16 protein-coding genes are annotated in these 17,834 nt (G+C 73.0%); 10 read left to right on the top strand and 6 right to left on the bottom strand.

Features of this window, described 5'->3' with window-relative positions; genetic code table 11:
- Positions 1-99: 99 nt before the first annotated feature.
- Positions 100-1,104 (top strand): Abi family protein, encoded by a 1,005-nt coding sequence (locus ACIP6W_RS06245; RefSeq protein WP_251155159.1) that lies wholly within the window; start codon positions 100-102, stop codon positions 1,102-1,104.
- Here the strand turns inward: ACIP6W_RS06245 and ACIP6W_RS06240 are convergent.
- A complete protein-coding gene (locus ACIP6W_RS06240; RefSeq protein ID WP_374109581.1) occupies positions 1,094-2,041 on the bottom strand; it encodes a helix-turn-helix transcriptional regulator in 948 nt (315 codons plus the stop codon). The genes ACIP6W_RS06245 and ACIP6W_RS06240 overlap by 11 nt on opposite strands.
- Positions 2,042-2,103: 62 nt before the next feature.
- Between ACIP6W_RS06240 and ACIP6W_RS06235 the strand changes: the two genes are divergently transcribed.
- The gene (locus ACIP6W_RS06235; RefSeq protein ID WP_400428697.1) at positions 2,104-2,523 is read left to right on the top strand and encodes a VOC family protein; all 420 of its coding nucleotides are present in this window, start codon (positions 2,104-2,106) and stop codon (positions 2,521-2,523) included.
- Between the two features lie 38 nt (positions 2,524-2,561).
- Here the strand turns inward: ACIP6W_RS06235 and ACIP6W_RS06230 are convergent, their stop codons facing one another.
- The gene (locus ACIP6W_RS06230) at positions 2,562-3,437 is read right to left on the bottom strand and encodes a putative RNA methyltransferase (protein ID WP_326495907.1); all 876 of its coding nucleotides are present in this window, start codon (positions 3,435-3,437) and stop codon (positions 2,562-2,564) included.
- 34 nt (positions 3,438-3,471) lie between these two features.
- On the opposite strand from ACIP6W_RS06230, the gene ACIP6W_RS06225 reads away from it, so the two are divergent.
- From ACIP6W_RS06225 to ACIP6W_RS06205, 5 genes are all read left to right on the top strand, one after another.
- Positions 3,472-4,227, top strand: coding sequence for an SDR family NAD(P)-dependent oxidoreductase (locus ACIP6W_RS06225; protein WP_400428695.1), 756 nt, complete (start codon positions 3,472-3,474; stop codon positions 4,225-4,227).
- A 110-nt stretch (positions 4,228-4,337) separates the two neighbouring features.
- Positions 4,338-4,949, top strand: a complete 612-nt coding sequence (locus ACIP6W_RS06220; protein WP_209684851.1) for a CG0192-related protein — start codon at positions 4,338-4,340, stop codon at positions 4,947-4,949.
- Positions 4,950-5,022: 73 nt separating this feature from the next.
- Positions 5,023-5,682 carry a 4'-phosphopantetheinyl transferase gene (locus ACIP6W_RS06215; RefSeq protein ID WP_400428693.1) on the top strand — a complete coding sequence of 220 codons (660 nt, stop codon included), beginning with the start codon at positions 5,023-5,025 and terminating at the stop codon, positions 5,680-5,682.
- Between the two features lie 47 nt (positions 5,683-5,729).
- Positions 5,730-9,083, top strand: coding sequence for a carboxylic acid reductase (car, locus tag ACIP6W_RS06210; RefSeq protein ID WP_400428691.1), 3,354 nt, complete (start codon positions 5,730-5,732; stop codon positions 9,081-9,083).
- 144 nt (positions 9,084-9,227) lie between these two features.
- Positions 9,228-10,166, top strand: coding sequence for an aldo/keto reductase family oxidoreductase (locus ACIP6W_RS06205; protein ID WP_209684849.1), 939 nt, complete (start codon positions 9,228-9,230; stop codon positions 10,164-10,166).
- A 223-nt stretch (positions 10,167-10,389) separates the two neighbouring features.
- On the opposite strand, the gene ACIP6W_RS06200 is transcribed toward ACIP6W_RS06205, so the two are convergent.
- Positions 10,390-10,593 (bottom strand): hypothetical protein, encoded by a 204-nt coding sequence (locus ACIP6W_RS06200; RefSeq protein ID WP_066657251.1) that lies wholly within the window; start codon positions 10,591-10,593, stop codon positions 10,390-10,392.
- Between the two features lie 154 nt (positions 10,594-10,747).
- Between ACIP6W_RS06200 and ACIP6W_RS06195 the strand changes: the two genes are divergently transcribed.
- The 3 genes from ACIP6W_RS06195 to ACIP6W_RS06185 are packed head-to-tail and all read left to right on the top strand — an operon-like array spanning position 10,748 to position 14,771.
- Positions 10,748-12,013, top strand: coding sequence for an ABC transporter ATP-binding protein (locus ACIP6W_RS06195; RefSeq protein WP_251155583.1), 1,266 nt, complete (start codon positions 10,748-10,750; stop codon positions 12,011-12,013).
- Positions 12,010-12,912 (top strand): hypothetical protein, encoded by a 903-nt coding sequence (locus ACIP6W_RS06190; RefSeq protein WP_209684848.1) that lies wholly within the window; start codon positions 12,010-12,012, stop codon positions 12,910-12,912. The genes ACIP6W_RS06195 and ACIP6W_RS06190 overlap by 4 nt, the downstream gene beginning before the upstream one ends.
- A complete protein-coding gene (locus tag ACIP6W_RS06185) occupies positions 12,909-14,771 on the top strand; it encodes a methyltransferase domain-containing protein (protein WP_251160682.1) in 1,863 nt (620 codons plus the stop codon). Before ACIP6W_RS06190 ends, ACIP6W_RS06185 begins: the two co-directional genes overlap by 4 nt.
- Before the next feature lie 116 nt (positions 14,772-14,887).
- Here the strand turns inward: ACIP6W_RS06185 and ACIP6W_RS06180 are convergent, their stop codons facing one another.
- The 3 genes from ACIP6W_RS06180 to ACIP6W_RS06170 all read right to left on the bottom strand — a co-directional run bounded on the left by ACIP6W_RS06180 (position 14,888) and on the right by ACIP6W_RS06170 (position 17,768).
- On the bottom strand, positions 14,888-15,073 hold the full coding sequence (locus ACIP6W_RS06180; protein ID WP_158407777.1) for a hypothetical protein: 186 nt from the start codon (positions 15,071-15,073) through the stop codon (positions 14,888-14,890).
- Between the two features lie 84 nt (positions 15,074-15,157).
- The gene (locus ACIP6W_RS06175; RefSeq protein ID WP_400428688.1) at positions 15,158-16,873 is read right to left on the bottom strand and encodes a serine/threonine-protein kinase; all 1,716 of its coding nucleotides are present in this window, start codon (positions 16,871-16,873) and stop codon (positions 15,158-15,160) included.
- A 10-nt stretch (positions 16,874-16,883) separates the two neighbouring features.
- Positions 16,884-17,768: a phosphatase PAP2 family protein gene (locus ACIP6W_RS06170; RefSeq protein ID WP_400428686.1), complete on the bottom strand. Its 885-nt coding sequence runs from the start codon at positions 17,766-17,768 to the stop codon at positions 16,884-16,886.
- Positions 17,769-17,834 lie beyond the last annotated feature (66 nt).

Genomic DNA, 17,834 nt, shown 5'->3' with positions numbered 1-17,834 from the left:
TGCCCGCCGTGGACGGCTCGGCTATCCTCGGAGCATCACGATCGGCCCGCTCGCCTCACGGCTCGGGCCGATTTTCTCGTCTCGGGGTGGGAGGACGAGGTGTCGTACGCGAAACCGTGGCTGTCGATCGACGAGCAGATCGCGTTGCTGCGCGAGCGGGGTCTGTCCATCGAGGACCACGACCGCGCGGCAGCAGCGCTTCGCGAGAGCGGCTACTACCGCCTGAGCGGCTACCTCCACCCGTTCCGTGTCTCCGGAACGGAGATCGACGAGAGCGGACGCCACACCACCGTCGTGCTCGAGCAGTACCGTCCCGGTGCCGACCTGGACGCAGCCTGCGAGCTGCTCACCTTCGATCGGTCACTGCGCCTGCTCGTCCTCGAGGCGGTCGAGCGCTTCGAGGTCGCCTTCCGGACGTGTCTTGCACACGTCCTCGGGGCGGTGTCTCCGTTCGCCCACGAAGATCCAGCGATCTTCAACACGGCCTTCTGCGCACCGCGGAACGGGGACGACCCGAGGAGCGAGCACGCTCGGTGGCTCGACCGCCTGGAGGACCGGAAGACCCGGTCGGACGAGTCGTTCGTCGCGCACTTCCGCGAACACTACGACGGTCGGATGCCCATCTGGGTGATCGTCGAGCTGCTCGAGCTCGGTCAGGTGTCACGCCTGTACGGAGGACTGCGGAACGACCTCGCGACGGAGGTCGCTGCATCCTTCGCCGTCCCGACGAAGCAGCTGATGCGGAGTTGGCTCGCCTCGGTCAACTACGTCCGCAACGTCGCGGCCCACCATTCGCGACTCTTCAACCGCAAGCTCGTCACCGCACCGAAGCGGGCGAGCGCAGAGCAGGTCCCAGCGCTCGCACATCTCGTGGTCGGCCGGGCACCGAAACGCTTCGGCGTGTACGAGGTCCTGGCAGTCCTGGCGTACCTGCTCGATTCCGTGCCGTCGAACGTCGACTGGCAGGTCCGTACCGCAGAACTCCTGTCCGCGTTCCCGGCGGTCGACGGGATCGACGTCGGTTCGATGGGTCTCGTCCCCGCCTGGCTCGACGAGCCGATCTGGAGCCGACGCCTGAGGGAGGACGGTCCGGTCAGTCCCTGAACGATCGGCGCAGTCGGGTGGCGAGCGCGTCGACAGCGGCGCGGAGTTCCTCCGGCCCCTCGACCACGAACGGCACCGTCAACCCGGCGATCGCGCCGGCGAGACCGTCCCACGACCAGGACCCGAGCGTCAGCCGTCGACGGTCGTCGTCGGCATCCTCGAGCACGGCGCCCTCCGGCAGGAACGGGGCGACCCGCGCGGCGTCGGCAGCGGTCAGCGAGACCGACCCCGTGCACGGCCACGCGTCGTCGCGGTCGGACCCCTTGAAGCGGGCCGCCACGAAGGCTGCCACGTCCCCACCGGGTACGGGTCGCTGCACGAACGGGAGCCGCGTCCGCATCCGCGGGGCGATCCGGTCCACCCGGTAGGTCCGCCAGTCGTCGTGCTCGGGCTCCCACGCCAGCAGGTACCACCGACCGTGCCGGGCGACCACCGCGTGCGGTTCGACCCTGCGGGGACGGTCGTCCGTGCCGTACCCGAACCGGAACACCTCGTGGCGCTGCACGGCCTCGCTGACGGCCACCAGCACGTCCGGATCGACCCGCGGGGCGGACGATCCCACGACGGCATCCACCAGGTCCACCCGGTTCCGGAGCCGTTCGGGCATGACCTGTCGCACCGTCGCGAGCGCGCGGGTGGCGGCCTCGGCGATGTCGGCACCCGATGCCGGCGCCACCGCGAGGGCGAGGGCGATCGCCACCGCCTGGTCGTCGTCGAACAGCAGCGGCGGCAGGTCCGATCCGGCGGCGAGTCGGTAGCCGCCGGCCGGACCGCGGACGGAGTCGATGCGGTAGCCGAGGTCCCGGAGGCGATCGACGTCGCGGCGGAGGGTGCGCGGACTCACGGTCAGGCGACCGGCGAGCTCGTCGCCCGTCCACTCCCGGTGCACCTGCAGCAGGGAGAGCAGCGCGAGCATGCGCGAGGAGGGTCCGGACACGTCGTCCATCCTCGTCGGAGAAGCGGTCACGATCTGACCGCAACGCTCGCGACACTCGATCCATGAGCATCGAGACCATGACCCACCTCAACTTCGACGGACAGGCCCGCGAGGCCCTGGACCACTACGCATCCGCGTTCGGCGGCACCGTGACCGCCGCCACCTACGGCCAGATGGGCGCGTCCCAGGACCCCGCCTGGGCGGACCGCATCGTGTTCGGTCAGGTCAACACCGAGGCCGGCTTCCGGATCATGGCGTTCGACGTCTGGCCGGACCAGCCGTACGACCAGGGCACGAACGCCTGCTACGTCTTCGTGCACGGCGACGACGCGGACGAGGTCACCCGGTACTGGGAGGCGCTGTCCGAGGGTGCCGAGGTGCGACAGCCGCTCGCGCCCTCGCCGTGGGCCCCGCTCGCCGGGCAGCTGCGCGACCGGTTCGGCGTCGTGTGGCAGTTCGACGTGGCGGTGCCGCAGGGCTGACACCCGACCCCGGCACGTGGACGGCCGACGGCAGCGCCTCAGTGCTGCCTGGCGACCGTCCACGTGCTCACGGTCACCGCGGCCGTCACGGCCGTCGGCGCGAACACCCGGTCCGGATCGACGTGGTGGTGGCTCGGGCCCATGTGCACCACGTCGTGCACGTCCTCCGCGGACAGCTCCATCGTCCACGTGAGGTCCTCGGACCCCTGCAGCGCGAACGTCGGCTCGAGCGACTCCCGCAGCCGCCGCTCCTTCTCCGGGTCGACCGCGATGGTCGCCTCGGCGAGCTCCGCCAGGTGTCCGGTCCGTGGCGTCACGACGACGAGCACGCCGTCCGGGTGGAGCACCCGCGCGTACTCCCGCTGGTTGCGCGGGGCGAAGACGTCCAGCACGACGGCCGCCGCGTCGTCGACGACCGGGAGGCGCTCGGTCACGTCCCCGACGACGGCGCCGGCCCGCGGGTGGACGCGTGCCGCCCGCCGGATGGCGACGGGTGACAGGTCCAGCGCGACCCCGAGGCGGGCAGCGACGGGGCCTGCCGGGGCCGAGCCGGGCCTCCCGGCCGACGCAGTCTCGTCCGGTCCGTCCGCGTCCAGCACGTGCGCGAGGTAGGTGCCGGGGCCGGAGCCGACGTCGAGGACGACGCCCGGCGCCTCCGTGGCGGCGACCACCGCGGCGAGCGCCCGCTCGACCGGTGCGTAGTGCCCCCGCCCGAGGAACCGGATCCGCGCGTCGACCATGTCCGGGGTGTCCGCGGTCAGGGCGCGGCGCTTTGCGGGCAGGAGCGTGAGGTGGCCCTGCTTCGCCTCGTCGAACCGGTGGCCGCCGGCGCAGCCGACCTGCCCGCCGTCGACACGGGCGAGGGGCTCGGCGCAGACGGGGCAGGCGAGCACGGGGAGCAGGTCGTCGCGCACCGACCCAGCGTACGGGCGTCGGTAGCCTGGCCCGATGGCACTGGAGCAGCTCTTCGGCCTCGACGGACGCCGTGCACTGGTCACCGGGGGCAGCTCCGGCATCGGTCGGGCGATCGCGCTCGCCCTCGCGGACGCGGGTGCCCACGTGCTGGTCGCCGCGCGCACGCGGGAGGCGATCGACGAGACCGTCGCGACGATCACCGCCGACGGCGGATCGGCCGCCGGTGTCGTCGCGGACCTGTCGACCCGGGCGGGCGCCCACGCGCTCGCGGACGCCGTCGGCGAGGTGGACGTCCTCGTCAACTCGGCCGGCATCAACCTGCGACCGCCGATGCCGGACCTCGACGAGGGCACGTGGGACGCGACGATGGCCGTCAACCTCGACGCACCCTTCATGCTCGGCCAGCGGCTCGCGCCCGGCATGGCCGCACGCGGGTACGGCCGGATCATCGGCATCAGTTCGCAGCAGGCCCACCGCCCCTTCGCCGCGAGCGGCGCGTACGGGGTGTCGAAGGCCGGCCTGGAGGCACTGGCACGCTCCCAGGCGGAGGCCTGGTCGGGCAGCGGCGTCACCTCGAACGTCCTGGTCCCCGGCTTCGTGCAGACCGCGCTCAACAGGCGACTGTCCGCCGACCCCGAGCGGGTCGCGGCGCTCGCCGCGCGCACGCTCGTCGGACGCAACGGCGAGCCGTCGGACTTCGCGGCCGTGGCGGTGTTCCTGGCCGGACCGGGGTCCGCGTACGTCACGGGCCAGTCGATCGCGGTCGACGGCGGCTTCTCGGTGCACTGACCCCGTGCACTGACCTCCGCGCCCTGACCTCCGCGCCCTGACCGCCGGGCACTGACCGCCGTGCGGCGGGCCGACGGTGGAAGCCGAGGTCTGCTCGGTAGCGTCGGTGCATGGCCGTCATCCACCGCGCAGAACTCCGACCGTCCAAGGCCGAGGCCCTCGCCGCCTGGCTGCCAGCGCAGCCGTGGAGCGGCCTCACCGCCGGTGCCGCCGTCGAGATCGTCACCCGCTTCCGGTTCGACGACCCCGAGGGCGAGGTCGGTGTCGAGGAGATCGTCGTGCGGACGCCCGAGGGACGGCTCCTGCACACGCCGCTGACCTACCGCGGCGCTCCGCTCGACGGCGCCCGGGGCTCCCTGGTGTGCGAGATGCACCACTCCGTGCTCGGGCAGCGCTGGGTGTACGACGCCGTCGCGGATCCGGTGTACGCCGACGTCCTGCGTCGTGCGATCGCCACCGGCGGGCACGAGGCGGAGCTCGAGCGCGCCGACGGCTCCGGACGGTTCGACAAGGAGGGCACGGCGGTCGGCAGCGGGTCGGCGCCGGACTCCCCCACGGTGACGTCGGCCACGGCCAGCACCGACGGGACCGAGACGACGGTGCGCACCGACCACGGCGACCTCGTCGTGCTGCGGGTGATCGGGCTGCCCGTGCCGGACGGCGAGACGCTGACCGCGACCTGGAACGACCGCTCCGCCGTCGTCGCGGTCCTGCCCGCCTGACGGACCCGGTCGCGGCCGCTCCGCGACGTGCCCCGTCCGGGGGACTCGGAGCTTCCGGGCGTCTGATTGCAATGTGCAACTTCAAGGCGGGACCGACTGGGTGGGGCTGCTCCCCGCCTCGGTGGTCGCCGCCGCTGCCGACCACGACCTGAGCGGCCCCCTCGCCGACGAGGAACGCGCGGCGATCGCCCGTGCCGTCCCGGCGCGGCGTGCCGAGTTCCGGACCGGCCGCCTGCTCGCCCGCCGCGCCCTGACGGCGATCGGCACCCCGGTGACGGCACTGCCCGTGGGTCGGAGCGGGGCTCCCCGCTGGCCCGAGGGCGTGGTCGGCACGATCACCCACTGCCCCGGCCTGCGCGCCTGCGCCGTCGCCCGGCGCGACGACCACGCCGGCATCGGCATCGATGCCACGCCGGCACGTCCCCTGCCGCCGGGAGTGCTCCGACGCATCGCGGACGTCACGGACGACCGTGTCGCGCGGGGTCTCACCGCACTCCGGCGAACCGGGGTTGAGAGTCCGGACAGCGTCCTGCTCGCCGCGACCGAGGCCGTCGCCAAGGCCCGCTCGGCCGCGCACGACGGCTGGTTCGGCATCGACGGTGCCCACGTGGAGCTGCGCCCGGACGGGACCTTCACGGCGAGCGAGCGTCGCGGCCCGGCGTTCGCGGCGACGGGACGGTGGGCAGTGGACCGGGGGACGGCGCGTGCGGGCATCGTGCTCGCCGCGCGCTGAGAGGCCGCGCGCGGGGGCGCGTCGGACGAACGAGGAAGGGAACCACCATGGTGCAGCAGGACGAGGACACCTCCGTCGAGGCGGTGTTCGACCGGTACGCCGACCGAACGGCGATCCGACAGCGGGACGGCGAGGTCGTCACCGACACGAGCTTCCAGGAGCTCCGGGACCGTGCGCGGGCCCTCGCGGCGGTGCTCGGCGAGTCCGTGGCCCCGGGTGACCGGATCGCGGTGCTCGGTCCGCCGAGCGCCGACGTCGTGACCCTCGAGCTCGCGTGCTCGGTGCTCGGCGCGGTGAGCGTGCCGCTGCAGACCAGCGCGGCCGTCGAGCAGCTCCGTGCGATCGTCGACGAGACGACGCCGGTGTGGCTGGGCGTCACCGCCGACCAGGCCGCGACGGCCCGGGCGGTCACCGACGCGGCCGCCGCCGAGGTGCACACCGTCCTGCTCGACACGACGGGTGCGGCCGGCGCGGCGACCGGGGCCGAGGGCACCGACGGTGCGGCGGCGCTGCCGACGCTCGCCGACCTCGTGGCACGGGGCCGCGAACTGCCCCAGCCGACCCCGTGGCGACCGGCGCCCGACGAGGACCCGCTCACCCTGCTGCTGTACACCTCGGGCAGCACCGGGACCCCGAAGGGCGCGATGTACACGCGGTCCATGGTCGAGCGGCTCTGGCACGCCCTCCCGCCGGACCACCCGGACGCCGTGACCGTCGGCTACGCCTACCTGCCGCTGAGCCACCTGACCGGTCGCGCGGCGCTGCTCGCCACGCTCGGCCGCGGCGGCACCGTGGCGCTCGCGACCTCGACCGACCTGTCGGCCCTCTTCGAGGACCTGCGGGTCTACGCACCGACCGAGCTCGTGCTCGTCCCGCGGATCGCCGAGATGGTCCGCCAGGAGGGCGCCCGAGAGGAGCAGCGCCGACTCGCGGCCGGAGCCACCGACGCCCCGGCCGTGCGTGCTCAGGTGCAGGACGACCTCCGGACACGTGCCTTCGGTGGTCGCGTCGGGCAGGCCGTCTGCGCCAGCGCCCCGCTCACGCCCGAGCTCCGCACGTACCTCGAGGAGTGCCTCGGCGTCCCGCTGCACGACCTGTACGGCTCGACCGAGGCGGGCAGCATCCTGCGCGACGGCGTGGTGCAGCAGCCACCGGTCACCGAGCACAAGCTGGTGGACGTCCCCGAGCTCGGCTACCGCACCACCGACCGACCGCACCCGCGCGGCGAGCTGCTCGTGAGGAGCACCGCGGTGATCCCCGGGTACTTCCGCCGCCCGGACGTCACCGCCGCGGTGTTCGACGAGGACGGGTTCTACCGGACCGGCGACGTGATGGCGCAGACCGGTCCGGACACGTACGAGTACCTCGACCGCCGGAACAACGTCATCAAGCTCTCGCAGGGCGAGTTCGTCGCGGTCTCGGCCCTCGAGGCGACCTTCGGTGGGACGCCGGAGGTCCGGCAGATCGCCCTGCACGGGGACAGCAGGCACGCGTTCCTCGTCGCGGTCGTCGTGCCCGTCGACCCGGACGCCACGGAGGGCGACCTGCTCGCCGCCCTGCAGCGCACCGCCCGCGCCCACGGACTCGCCCCGTACGAGGTGCCGCGAGCGATCGTGGTCGAACCGGACCCCTTCACGGTCGACAACGGCATGCTCTCCGATGCCCGCAAGCTCCTCCGCCCCCGGGTCACCGTCCGCTACGGGGACCGGTTCGCGGCGCTCTACGACGCGGTCGCCGAGCAGCAGAGCGGCACCCTCGTCGCGACGCTGCGCGAGCACGTGGGTGACGAACCGACCATCGACACCGTCGTCCGTGCCGCCCGTGACCTGCTCGGTGCCGAGGTCAGCACGGAGACCGCCTCGGCCGCCCGGTTCTCGGACCTCGGCGGTGACTCGCTGTCGGCCCTGACGTTCTCCGGGGTCCTCGAGGACGTCTTCGAGACCGAGGTGCCCGTCGGTGTCATCACCGACCCGACGAACGACCTCGCGGCCGTGGCCGCGTACGTCGAGCGTTCGGCCGCCGACGACCGGCCGACCGTCGCCCGCGTGCACGGCGCCGACCCGACGGTGCTGCGGGCGTCGGACCTGCGGGTGGACGACCTGCTCGGTGCGGTCCCCGCGCCGGTGGCACGCGCACCCCGCCCCACCTCGGACGGGCCGCGCACCGTCCTGCTCACCGGCGCGAACGGCTACCTCGGCCGCTTCACCGCGATGGACTGGCTCGAGCGGCTCGCACCGGTCGGCGGCACGCTGGTCTGCGTCGTGCGCGGGTCGGACGACGCCGCTGCCCGCCGTCGACTGGACGCCGCCTTCGCGGCCGATCCCGCGTTCGCCGACCGGTTCGCCGAGCTCTCGGGGTCGCTCGAGGTGGTCGCCGGGGACGTCAGCGAGCACCTGCTCGGCCTCGAGGGACCGCGGTGGGAGGACCTCGCCGCGCGGGTCGACCTCGTCGCGCACGCCGCCGCCCTGGTGAACCACGTCCTGCCGTACACCGCGCTGTTCGGGCCCAACGTCGTCGGCACCGCCGAGGTCGTCCGGCTCGCGATCGCCGCCGGGAGCGTCCCCGTCACCTTCGTGTCGAGCGTCGCCGTCGCCGGTGGAGCCCGCCCGAGCGCAACCGAGGACGTCGCCCCCGACGCCCCTGCGGCACTCGACGAGCGAGCGGACCTCCGGTCGACGATCCCCGAGTGGACGATCGCCGACGAGTACGCGAACGGGTACGGCGCGAGCAAGTGGGCGAGCGAGGTGCTGCTCCGCGAGGCGCACGAGCAGCACGGCGTCCCCGTCGCGGTGTTCCGCTCCGACATGGTGCTGGCGCACCCGCGCTGGCGCGGCCAGGTGAACCTGCCCGACGTGTTCACCCGTCTGGTCTGGAGCGTGCTCGCGACCGGGCTGGCACCCGTGTCCTTCGTGCAGCGGACCCCGGACGGCCGGGTGCAGCGCTCGCACTACGACGGCCTGCCCGCCGACTTCACGGCCGCCGCGATCGACGCCATCGGCGCGTCGGTGGTCGACGGCCACCGGACGTTCAACGTCGTCAACCCGCACGACGACGGCGTCTCGCTGGACACCTTCGTCGACTGGCTGGTCGAGGACGGGTACGCGATCGAGCGGGTCGCGGACCACGCCGAGTGGGTCGAGCGCTTCCGGTCCGCACTCGAGGCGCTGCCGGACGAGGACCGTGCACGCTCGGTGCTGCCGCTGCTGCACGCGTTCGCGACCCCGGAGGTGCCGCACGCCGGGTCCGCGATCCCCGCGGACGCGTTCGCGGCCGCGGTCCGCTCGGTGCGTCCGCTCGGCTCACCGGACATCCCGTCGCTCGACCACGCGCTCGTCACCAAGGTGGCGGACGACCTGACGTTCCTCGGTCTGCTCGGCCCGGCCGCGTCGCCCATGCGCTGAGCACCGGACGGGAGGCGCGGTGCCGGTCCGGCACCGCGCCTCCCGTCCGTCACCCGGTCGCATCGGGCGTGACTGCCGGGCGCGGCCCGACGGGCACCGGCAGGGCCTCTCTGCGCACGGCGAGCTGCTGGCAGGATCGAGCGCGTGAAGACACTGGAGTTGCCACAGACCGACCTCACCGCGTCCGACGTCGTCGTCGGCCTCATGCGGATCAACGACATGAGCGACGAGGACATCCGCGAGCTGTACACCGCCTCGCGCGACGCCGGCGTCACGATGTTCGACCACGCCGCCGTGTACGGCGTCTGGCACGGGTGCGAGCAGCGCTTCGGTTCCGCCGTCACCCTGTCGCCGTCCGAGCGCGCCGACATCCAGCTGCAGACCAAGGTCGGCATCCGCCCGACGCCGGACGGCGCGTACTTCGACTTCTCGTACGAGCACATCATCGAGTCCGTGCACGAGTCCCTCGAGGCGCTGCGGACCGACTACGTGGACGTGCTGCTCCTGCACCGTCCCGACGCCCTCGTCGAGCCCGAGGAGGTCGCCCGGGCGTTCGACGAGCTGCACGCCGCCGGCAAGGTGCACCACTTCGGCGTCTCGAACCACACCCCCGGTCAGGTCGAGCTGCTGAAGCGGTCGGTGCGGCAGCCGCTCGCGTTCAACCAGGTGCAGCTGAGCATCACGCACGCCAACGTGATCACGCAGGGCCTGACGGCGAACATGGCCGGGCTCGACCAGTCGATCGACCGCGACAACGACATCCTCAACCACGCCCGCCTGAACGACGTCACGCTGCAGGCCTGGTCGCCGTTCCAGAAGGGCTTCTTCGACGGCGTCTTCCTCGGCGACCGCGAGCAGTACGCCGAGCTCAACGACGTGCTCGAGGAGCTCGCCTCGGCACACGGCGTCACCCCGACGGGGATCGCGGTCGCGTGGATCACCCGACACCCCGCGCACTTCCAGGTCGTCCTGGGCACGACGAACCCGCAGCGGGTGCGGGACTCGGCCGCGGGTTCCGACGTCCGGCTCTCGCGCGAGGAGTGGTACCGCGTCCTGACGGCGGCGGGGCACACCGTCCCCTGACCGGGCTGCGGGGCTGGCCCTGAGCGTGCCGCGCTCCGGGGCTGGGCCCTGACCGTGCCGGGCTCCGGGGCTGGGCCCTGACCGTGCCGCGCTCAGCACAACGGGGAGCACGTCGCGCCACGGAAGTCCGTGGTGTCGCGTGCTCCCCGTTGTGCTGACGCACGTCGTGCCCCCAGGCTGCTCGGCTCGGCTCGGCTCGGCTCGGGCGGGATTGGGCGGGCGGTCAGTCGTCGGTGGTCGGTGCGCTCGGCACGCGCACGTCGACGGGTGAGACCCGTGACGGGTCGGCCGACGCGCCGCCGACGACGTCGAACGAGATGCCGAGCTCGGCGGCGGTGTCCTCGTCGAGCTCGAGTCCGTCCTCGGTGACCTGGTCCTCTGGGATGGCGCGACCCTTCGACGGGTCCCACGCGTTCGCGAACGACATGCGCACGAGCTTGCCGTCCCCGACCGACAGGACGCCGTGAGCGCCGTCGGCGGCACCGGCACCCCCTCCCCAGAGCGGGGGACACGCCTGACATTTCATCGTATCCGCATTACGATCCTCCTCGGTTTCGGAACGCAACACAGAGGAGTCCTGATTGGACGAGCGGCAGGGCAGCCGAGCAGCAGGACTCCGCGGACGGTCCGAGGAGGTCAGGGGCGGCCCCGGCGCACCCGTGGTCGTCTCCGTGCGGGACGTGTCGAAGCGGTTCACGATCCGCAAGGACAACTCGCTCAAGGAGCGGGTGGTCACCTTCGGCCGTGCAGGCCGCCGGCACAGCGAGGACTTCTGGGCGCTCCAGGGGGTCGACCTCGAGATCCCGGCCGGCAGCACGGTCGGCCTCATCGGACCGAACGGTTCCGGCAAGTCGACGCTGCTGAAGATGATCGGCGGCATCCTCGAGCCCACGACCGGCGTCGTCGAGCGCCGCGGTCGCCTCGCCGCCCTCATCGAGCTCGGCGCCGGGATGCACCCCGACCTGACCGGCCGCGAGAACGTCTACCTGAACGCCTCGGTGCTCGGCATCCCCCGCGACGAGGTCGACGCCCGGTTCGAGGCGATCCTCCAGTTCTCCGGCATCGGTGACTTCATCGACACGCAGGTGAAGTTCTACTCGTCGGGCATGTACGTCCGGCTCGCCTTCGCCGTCGCGATCAACACCGACCCCGACGTGCTGCTGGTGGACGAGGTGCTGGCCGTCGGCGACGAGCAGTTCCAGAAGAAGTGCATCGACAAGATCAAGGAGTTCCAGGCGCAGGGCCGCACGATCGTGCTCGTGTCGCACTCGCTCGGCCAGGTCCAGGAACTCTGCGACACCGCGGTCGTCCTCCACCACGGTGAGGTCAAGTACCACGGGCCCGCCCGCGAGGCGGTGCAGAACTTCCGCGAGATCCTCGAGGGCCGCCGACTCGCCGAGGCCGAGGCCGAGGACCCCGACCAGGACCCCACGCCGGGCAGGGTCACGGACGTCGACGTCCGCGTCCCAGGACGCGAGCCGCAGGAGATCGTCCGCCCGGGAGACCCGCTGCGCATCACGGTCCGCTACGAGCACGCGACGCCGCTCGACCGCTGGAACGCCGGGTTCCTCATCGAGAACTCGCTCGGCAACCTCGTGTACGGCACCGACACGGGTCGCGTGGAGAAGGTCCTCTCGCCGCTCGACGGCTCCGCGACGGTCAGGTTCGACCTGGACGCCGTCGTGTTCGGGAACGGACCGCACTTCGTGCACGCCTTCCTGTCGGACGAGCGCGGTGAGTACATCGCCCTCCGACGCGACGCCGCCCGGTTCGTCATGGAGGACGACCCGACCCACCTCGGCACCCACCGCATCCCGACCCTGATCAGCGAGGACCACACCGCATGACCCGACCGATGGTGACCATCCAGTCGGTGCTCTACCACTCCGACACGGAGCGGGTGGAGCGCGCACTCGAGAGCCTCGACAACGCCGCACGCTGGGCACGGTTCGACGACCGCGTCGCCGGGGTCCGCGTGCGCTACGGCGACTGCTCACCGGCGGCGACCGTCGACCCGGCCCTGCTCGAGCGCTGGCGCCGGGCGACGCCGAACCTCGCCTCGCTCGACTACGTGTCCTTCGGCGAGAACCTCGGGCACGGCGGCGCGCAGAACCGCCTCGCGGCCGAGGACGACTCCGAGCTGCGCATCATGGCGAACCCCGACGTGATCATCACCGGGGACACGCTCAGCCAGTTGGTCGAGCGCATGGACGACACCACGATCGGCGCGGTCGAGGCGAAGCAGCTCCCCCTCGAGCACCCCAAGGACTACGACGTCCGGAGCGGCATCACCTCGTGGGTCGCCGGTGCCTTCTGCATGGTCCGCTCCGCGCTCTTCGACGAGCTCGGCGGGTACGACCACGAGTCGTTCTTCATGTACTGCGACGACGTCGACCTGTCCTGGCGCATCCGGGAGCGCGGCTTCGGCGTGGCGATCGTCCCCGCAGCCCTCGCGTTCCACGACAAGCGCATCGGGTCGACGAGCGGCGTCCTCGAGCCGACGTCCGCCGAACGGTACTACTCCGTGGAGTCCGCCCTGCTGCTCGCCGACAAGTGGTCCCGGCCCGACATCAGCGAGGACATCCTGCGGTTCTTCGACGCGAACCCGGAGCCGGAGGCCACGCGTGCGTGCGCCGAGTACCGGCGCCGGCGCGACGACGGTCTGCTCGCGGACCGCCACGACCCCGACCACACGACCGCCGAATTCACCGGCGGCAACTACGCGGAACACCGGTACGGACTGTGAACGACGAGGCACGCTACGACAACGCCTACTCCGAGGAGAACACCTACGGGGCCGTCCTCCGCCTCCTGCGACGCTCCGTGGTCACGTCGGGCGAGCCGGCGGTCCTCCTCGACCTCGCCTGCGGCTACGGGGCCATCGCCGCGGCGGTCGAGGACCAGCTCGGCGCGACGTACGTCGGGGTCGACGTCGACGCGGACGCCGTGACGGCGCTGCGCGACGGTGGCTTCGAGGCCCACGTCGGCGACGTCGGCGATCCCGAGGCGGTGCGCGTGCTGCTGCGCGACGTCGTCGGCGACCGCCGCGTGCTCGGGGTCACCATGCTCGACGGGCTCGAGCACCTGCCCGCCGGACGGGCCGTGCTCGCCGAGGTGTCGACGTTCCTCCGCGACCACAGCGCTCCGCTCGTGCTCAGCGTGCCGAACAACACCCACCGCGACGTCGGGTTCAAGCTGGCGTTCGGCGCATGGGAGTACACCGACACCGGGCTGCTGGACGACACCCACGTCCACCTCTACAGCGAGCCCGAGCTCGAGCGCACGCTCCGTGCCGCCGGTCTGCACCGCACGGACCGCGAGGACTTCCTGCTGAGCAAGAGCGACCAGCACTTCCCGCTCGACCACCCGGCGCTCATGCGTGGCACCACCGTCAACCAGTGGATGAACGCGCTGCGCGACCAGGCCGCGCCGAACGCCCGCGTGAACCAGTTCGTCTGGGCCTGCCTGCCCGGGCCGGTCCCCGCCGCCGCGGTCACCCGGACGTCGACCGAGGACGACCCGTTCCTCACGGTCGTGATCCGGACGCAGGGGCGTCGTCCGCAGCAGCTCGCCGAGGTGTTCTCCTGCCTGGCGGGCCAGACGGACCAGGACTTCGAGGTGCTCATCATCGGCCACCACGTCGACGTCGCGACGCAGATCGTGCTCGAGCGGTTGATCGAACGCCAGCCGCCGTCGATCGCCGGCCGCACGCGCTTCGTCAAGGTCGACCACGGCTCGCGCGCCACGCTCCTCAACGAGGGCTTCCGACTGGCGACCGGGCAGTACGTCGTGGCGCTGGACGACGACGACCTGGTCTTCGCGCACTGGGTCTCGGCCTTCCGGGACGTGCACCGCAAGCACCCGGGGATGGTGCTCCGCAGCGTCGGGTCCCTGCAGGCGGCCGACGTCGTCAGCACGAGCGGCCACTGGGGCGTCCGTACCGAGGGGCCGATCACCCGGCCCTACGACGCCGAGTTCTCGATGGTGAAGCACCTCGTGCTGAACCAGACGCCGTTCATGACGGCGGCGTTCCCCCGCGGGCTCTTCACGAACCTCGGACTGCGCTTCGACGAATCGCTGACCACGACCGAGGACTGGGACTACCTGCTCCGTGCCGCGTCGCTCGTCGGTGTCGCGGACTCCCTGCAGCTCACCGCGATCTACCACACGTGGGTGTCGCAGGACGGCTCGCGCACCGACCACGACATCGCGGAGTGGCTGCTGAACCAGTACTCCGTCGACCGCAAGATCGACGCCCTGCCGATCCTGCTGCCGGCCGGCGAGACGCGGCGCATCCGCGAGCTGGTGAAGCTCGCCGAGCAGCCGGCTCCGCCCCCCGCACCCGTGGCGCAGGAGTCGGCCGTCGACCACGGTGAGCGCTTCGCACTGGCGCAGCGACTCATCTCCCTGCTGGAGTCGCGGTCGTGGCGCGTGAGCGCTCCGCTCCGAGCCGTCTCACGCCTCCGCGGGACGAGCGGCCCCGTGCGGGCATCGGCCTTCGTCGACCCGGCCACCGACGAGCAGATCCTGCGCGACGCGATCGACGCGGTGCTGCGGTCGCGGTCGTGGCGGTCGACCCGTTGGCTCCGGCGCGGCGGCGTCTGAGCCGCAGCACCACGACGGGCCGCCCCTGGATCGTCCGGGGGTAGCCCGTCGTCGCGTCAGCGGTCGTCAGCGGGCCCCAGTGGGCCGTCCGGGCGAGGTCGGTCAGCCGTCTCGGGTCACCGGGCGACCGGGCCCCCACCGGCCTCGTCTTCGTCCTCGTGCGGGGCCGGCGAGACCGACGGGTCGACCGAGTCCGGGCCGACGTCGGCGCCGCGGTCCTCCTCGACCTCGATCTCGGTCTGGTCGTCGCCGTCCACGGGGAGGTCGGCGCCGGGCTGCTGCGGATCGAACGGTGTGCTCATCGACATGCTCCGAGCGTGCTCCCGCGACGGTGGGCGTCGGCTCGACGCTGTCCGTCCACCGCGCCGGGGTCAGCAGCGACCGCGTCAGCCGCGGCCGGGGCCCGTCGCCGGCCCCTGGGTGAGCGACCCGACGGTGGTGTCGACCGTCGTGTCCGCCGCACCGGATCCCTTGCCCTTGCCGCTGTTGCTCCCGGGACCGTTGCCGTTGCCGTTGTTGCCCGCGCCGCCCTGCGGGGCCTCGACGGGGTTGGACGCCGGACCGCCCGGTCGGGGGCCGACGCTCGGGTCGTCGGCGGGCTGGCTCGGTTCCTGCGCGGGCTCGCTCGGCTGCTGCTGCTCCTGGCTGGGCTCCTGCGCCGGCTCGCTCGGCTCCTGCGCGGGTTCGCTCGGCTGCTGCTCCTCCTGGCTGGGCTGCTGCTCCGGCTCGCTCGTCTGCTGCTCCGTCGGCGACGAGGGCTCGCTGGAGTCGGTCGGCGCGGGCGTCGAGTCGTCTCCTCCGCCCAGCGCGATCAGCGCGACGCCGATCCCCGCGAGGACGAGGATCCCGACGACCACCGCGGTGATGATCCCCGCACGCCGTCGCTTCGGTCCGTCCGTACCGGGACCGCCCCGTCCTGCAGCCCCCGCTGGACCACCGGCTCCTCGCGACGCGGCACCACCGGCCACCGCACCACCGCCAGCAGCAGCGGCGGCGCCCGCTCCACCGGCGCCCCGCTGCGCACCGAGGACCGTCGTCGCGACGTCGTCCTGCGCACCCGTCCGGTCGTACGCCCGGGTCGCGGCGTCGGCACCGCCGGCGGTCGGCATCGCCCGCGTGGCCTGGTCGCCGTCCGCAGCGCCCGGCACGGCCCGGGTGGCCTGGTCGGCGTGGGCTGCGTCCGGTCCCCCGGCACCGAGCGCGGCACCGGCGAGACCGGCTCCGGCACCGGCCGCTCCGCCGGCAGCACGGGTGAGCGTGCCGGGTCCGCCCGGGAGCAGCTGGGTCGCCGGTGCCGTCCCGTCGCGTTCGAGGGCACGGAGACGTCGGGCCGCCTCGGCCGCGGTCGGGCGCTCGGCCGGGTCCTGCGCCGTCATCACGTGCAGCAGCGTCCGCCACGCGGTGGGCAGGTGCTGGTCGATGTCGGGGCCCCGCGTGAGCCGCGCGGTGGCGGACTCGACGGCGGTGCCGGGGAACGGACGTGCACCCGTCAGGCACTGCAGCAGGACGAGCCCGAGGGCGTAGACGTCGGCCTGACCGGTGACCTCGCGCCCGAGGACCTGCTCCGGCGAGATGTAGGCGGCGGTGCCGATGACGGTGCCGGTCCCGGTCACGCGGGCGGCGTCCCGGAGCAGCGCGATGCCGAAGTCGGCGAGCTTGACGTGCTGGCCGTCGCTCTCGAGCAGCACGTTGGCGGGCTTCACGTCACGGTGCACGATGCCCTGCGCGTGCACGGCGGCGAGTCCCTCGGCGACCTGGGCGCCGGTGCGCGCGGTCGTCGTGGTGTCGAGCGGGCCCTCGCGCAGCCGGGTGTCCAGGTCGCTGCCGGGGACGAGCTCCATCACGAGGTACGAGTCGCCGTTGCCGTCGTCGAGTGCGGCATCGTAGAGCGTGACGAGCGAGGGGCTGCGGAGCGCGGCCAGCGTGTGCATCTCGGCCTCGGCGCGCGCACGTTCGCCGTGGTCGACCGCGCCGATCCGGAAGACCTTGACGGCCACCTCGCGGCCGAGCTGCTCGTCGACGGCGCGGTAGACGGAGGCCATGCCGCCGTGACCGAGCGTGCCGGTGACGCGGTACCTGCCGCCGAAGACCCGTTCTTCCATGCGGGTGAACCTACCGTGACGACCTGACCGGGCGTGCCGGTCCGCGGCCGCGCACGACCGGGTCGGCACCCCGGTGGAGGGCGGTCAGGTACAGCCGGTGCGCCGTGATCACGAGCGCCAGCCACGCCAGACCGAGGGCCCACGCGGCGAGCACGTCCGTCGTCCAGTGGTGGCCCAGGAACACCCGCGAGACGCCGATCGACAGCACGAAGAGCGTGCCGATGACGATCGTCCACACCCGGGTGACCGTGCGTGACTGCCGCAGGATGAGCAGGTACACGATCGTGCCGACGACGACCGTGGCGTTGAGCGTGTGGCCGGACGGGAACGACGGCGAGTGCTCGTACGGCGGCACCGCGTCGGACAGCGGCGGTCGGGCACGGCCGATCAGGTCCTTGCCTGCGATGGTCATGAGGAGCGAGCCGCCGCTCGCCGCGACGAGCAGCACGAGCGGGGTCCAGGCGCGGCGCTGCACCGTGAAGCCGATCAGGAAGCAGACGGCGACGATCGGCATCCCGATCGTCCCGGCGATGTCGGTCCACCACGTGACCGCCTGGTCGGCGAACGGGGAGCGCAGGGTGAGCATCCAGTCGAGGACGGGGCGGTCGAGCACCGCGACGTCGTCGGACGCCCGCACGGCGTCGTACACCTCCGATGCCGCCCAGGTCGCGGTCGCGGCGATGCCGACACCGACGGCCAGCGTCAGGACGAGCAGGGGGAGGGCGCCGTAGCGGCGGCCGAGTGCCGCCCAGCCCTCGGCGACCGTGTGGCCGGCCCGGGACCGCCACGTCGTGAGGTCGAGGTCGCCGACGCGCCGGTCCTCGACGACCGCCGCCTGCTCCGCACGGTCGACCCGACCGGTAGCCGAGGGGTCCTCGTCGTGGTGTCGCTCCATCGACCCACCCTGCCCGTCCCAGGCTGCGAGCGCGCACGCGCCGGCCCGGACGCAGTCCTCACCACG

The organism is Curtobacterium sp. NPDC088465 (assembly GCF_044753165.1).
Taxonomy (GTDB): domain Bacteria; phylum Actinomycetota; class Actinomycetes; order Actinomycetales; family Microbacteriaceae; genus Curtobacterium.
The sequence above is the reverse complement of the archived record's forward strand: the minus strand, read 5'-3'. Positions and strand labels throughout refer to the sequence as shown.

Bases quoted from the DNA above. Each gene is read 5' to 3' on its own strand.
- ACIP6W_RS06235 (WP_400428697.1), top strand. From the start codon at position 2,104: ATGAGCATCGAGACCATGACCCACCTCAACTTCGACGGACAGGCCCGC.
- ACIP6W_RS06225 (WP_400428695.1), top strand. From the start codon at position 3,472: ATGGCACTGGAGCAGCTCTTCGGCCTCGACGGACGCCGTGCACTGGTC.
- ACIP6W_RS06220 (WP_209684851.1), top strand. From the start codon at position 4,338: ATGGCCGTCATCCACCGCGCAGAACTCCGACCGTCCAAGGCCGAGGCC.
- car (WP_400428691.1), top strand. From the start codon at position 5,730: ATGGTGCAGCAGGACGAGGACACCTCCGTCGAGGCGGTGTTCGACCGG.
- ACIP6W_RS06200 (WP_066657251.1), bottom strand. From the start codon at position 10,593: ATGTCGTTCGCGAACGCGTGGGACCCGTCGAAGGGTCGCGCCATCCCA.
- ACIP6W_RS06190 (WP_209684848.1), top strand. From the start codon at position 12,010: ATGACCCGACCGATGGTGACCATCCAGTCGGTGCTCTACCACTCCGAC.
- ACIP6W_RS06180 (WP_158407777.1), bottom strand. From the start codon at position 15,073: ATGAGCACACCGTTCGATCCGCAGCAGCCCGGCGCCGACCTCCCCGTG.
- ACIP6W_RS06175 (WP_400428688.1), bottom strand. From the start codon at position 16,873: ATGGAAGAACGGGTCTTCGGCGGCAGGTACCGCGTCACCGGCACGCTC.
- ACIP6W_RS06170 (WP_400428686.1), bottom strand. From the start codon at position 17,768: ATGGAGCGACACCACGACGAGGACCCCTCGGCTACCGGTCGGGTCGAC.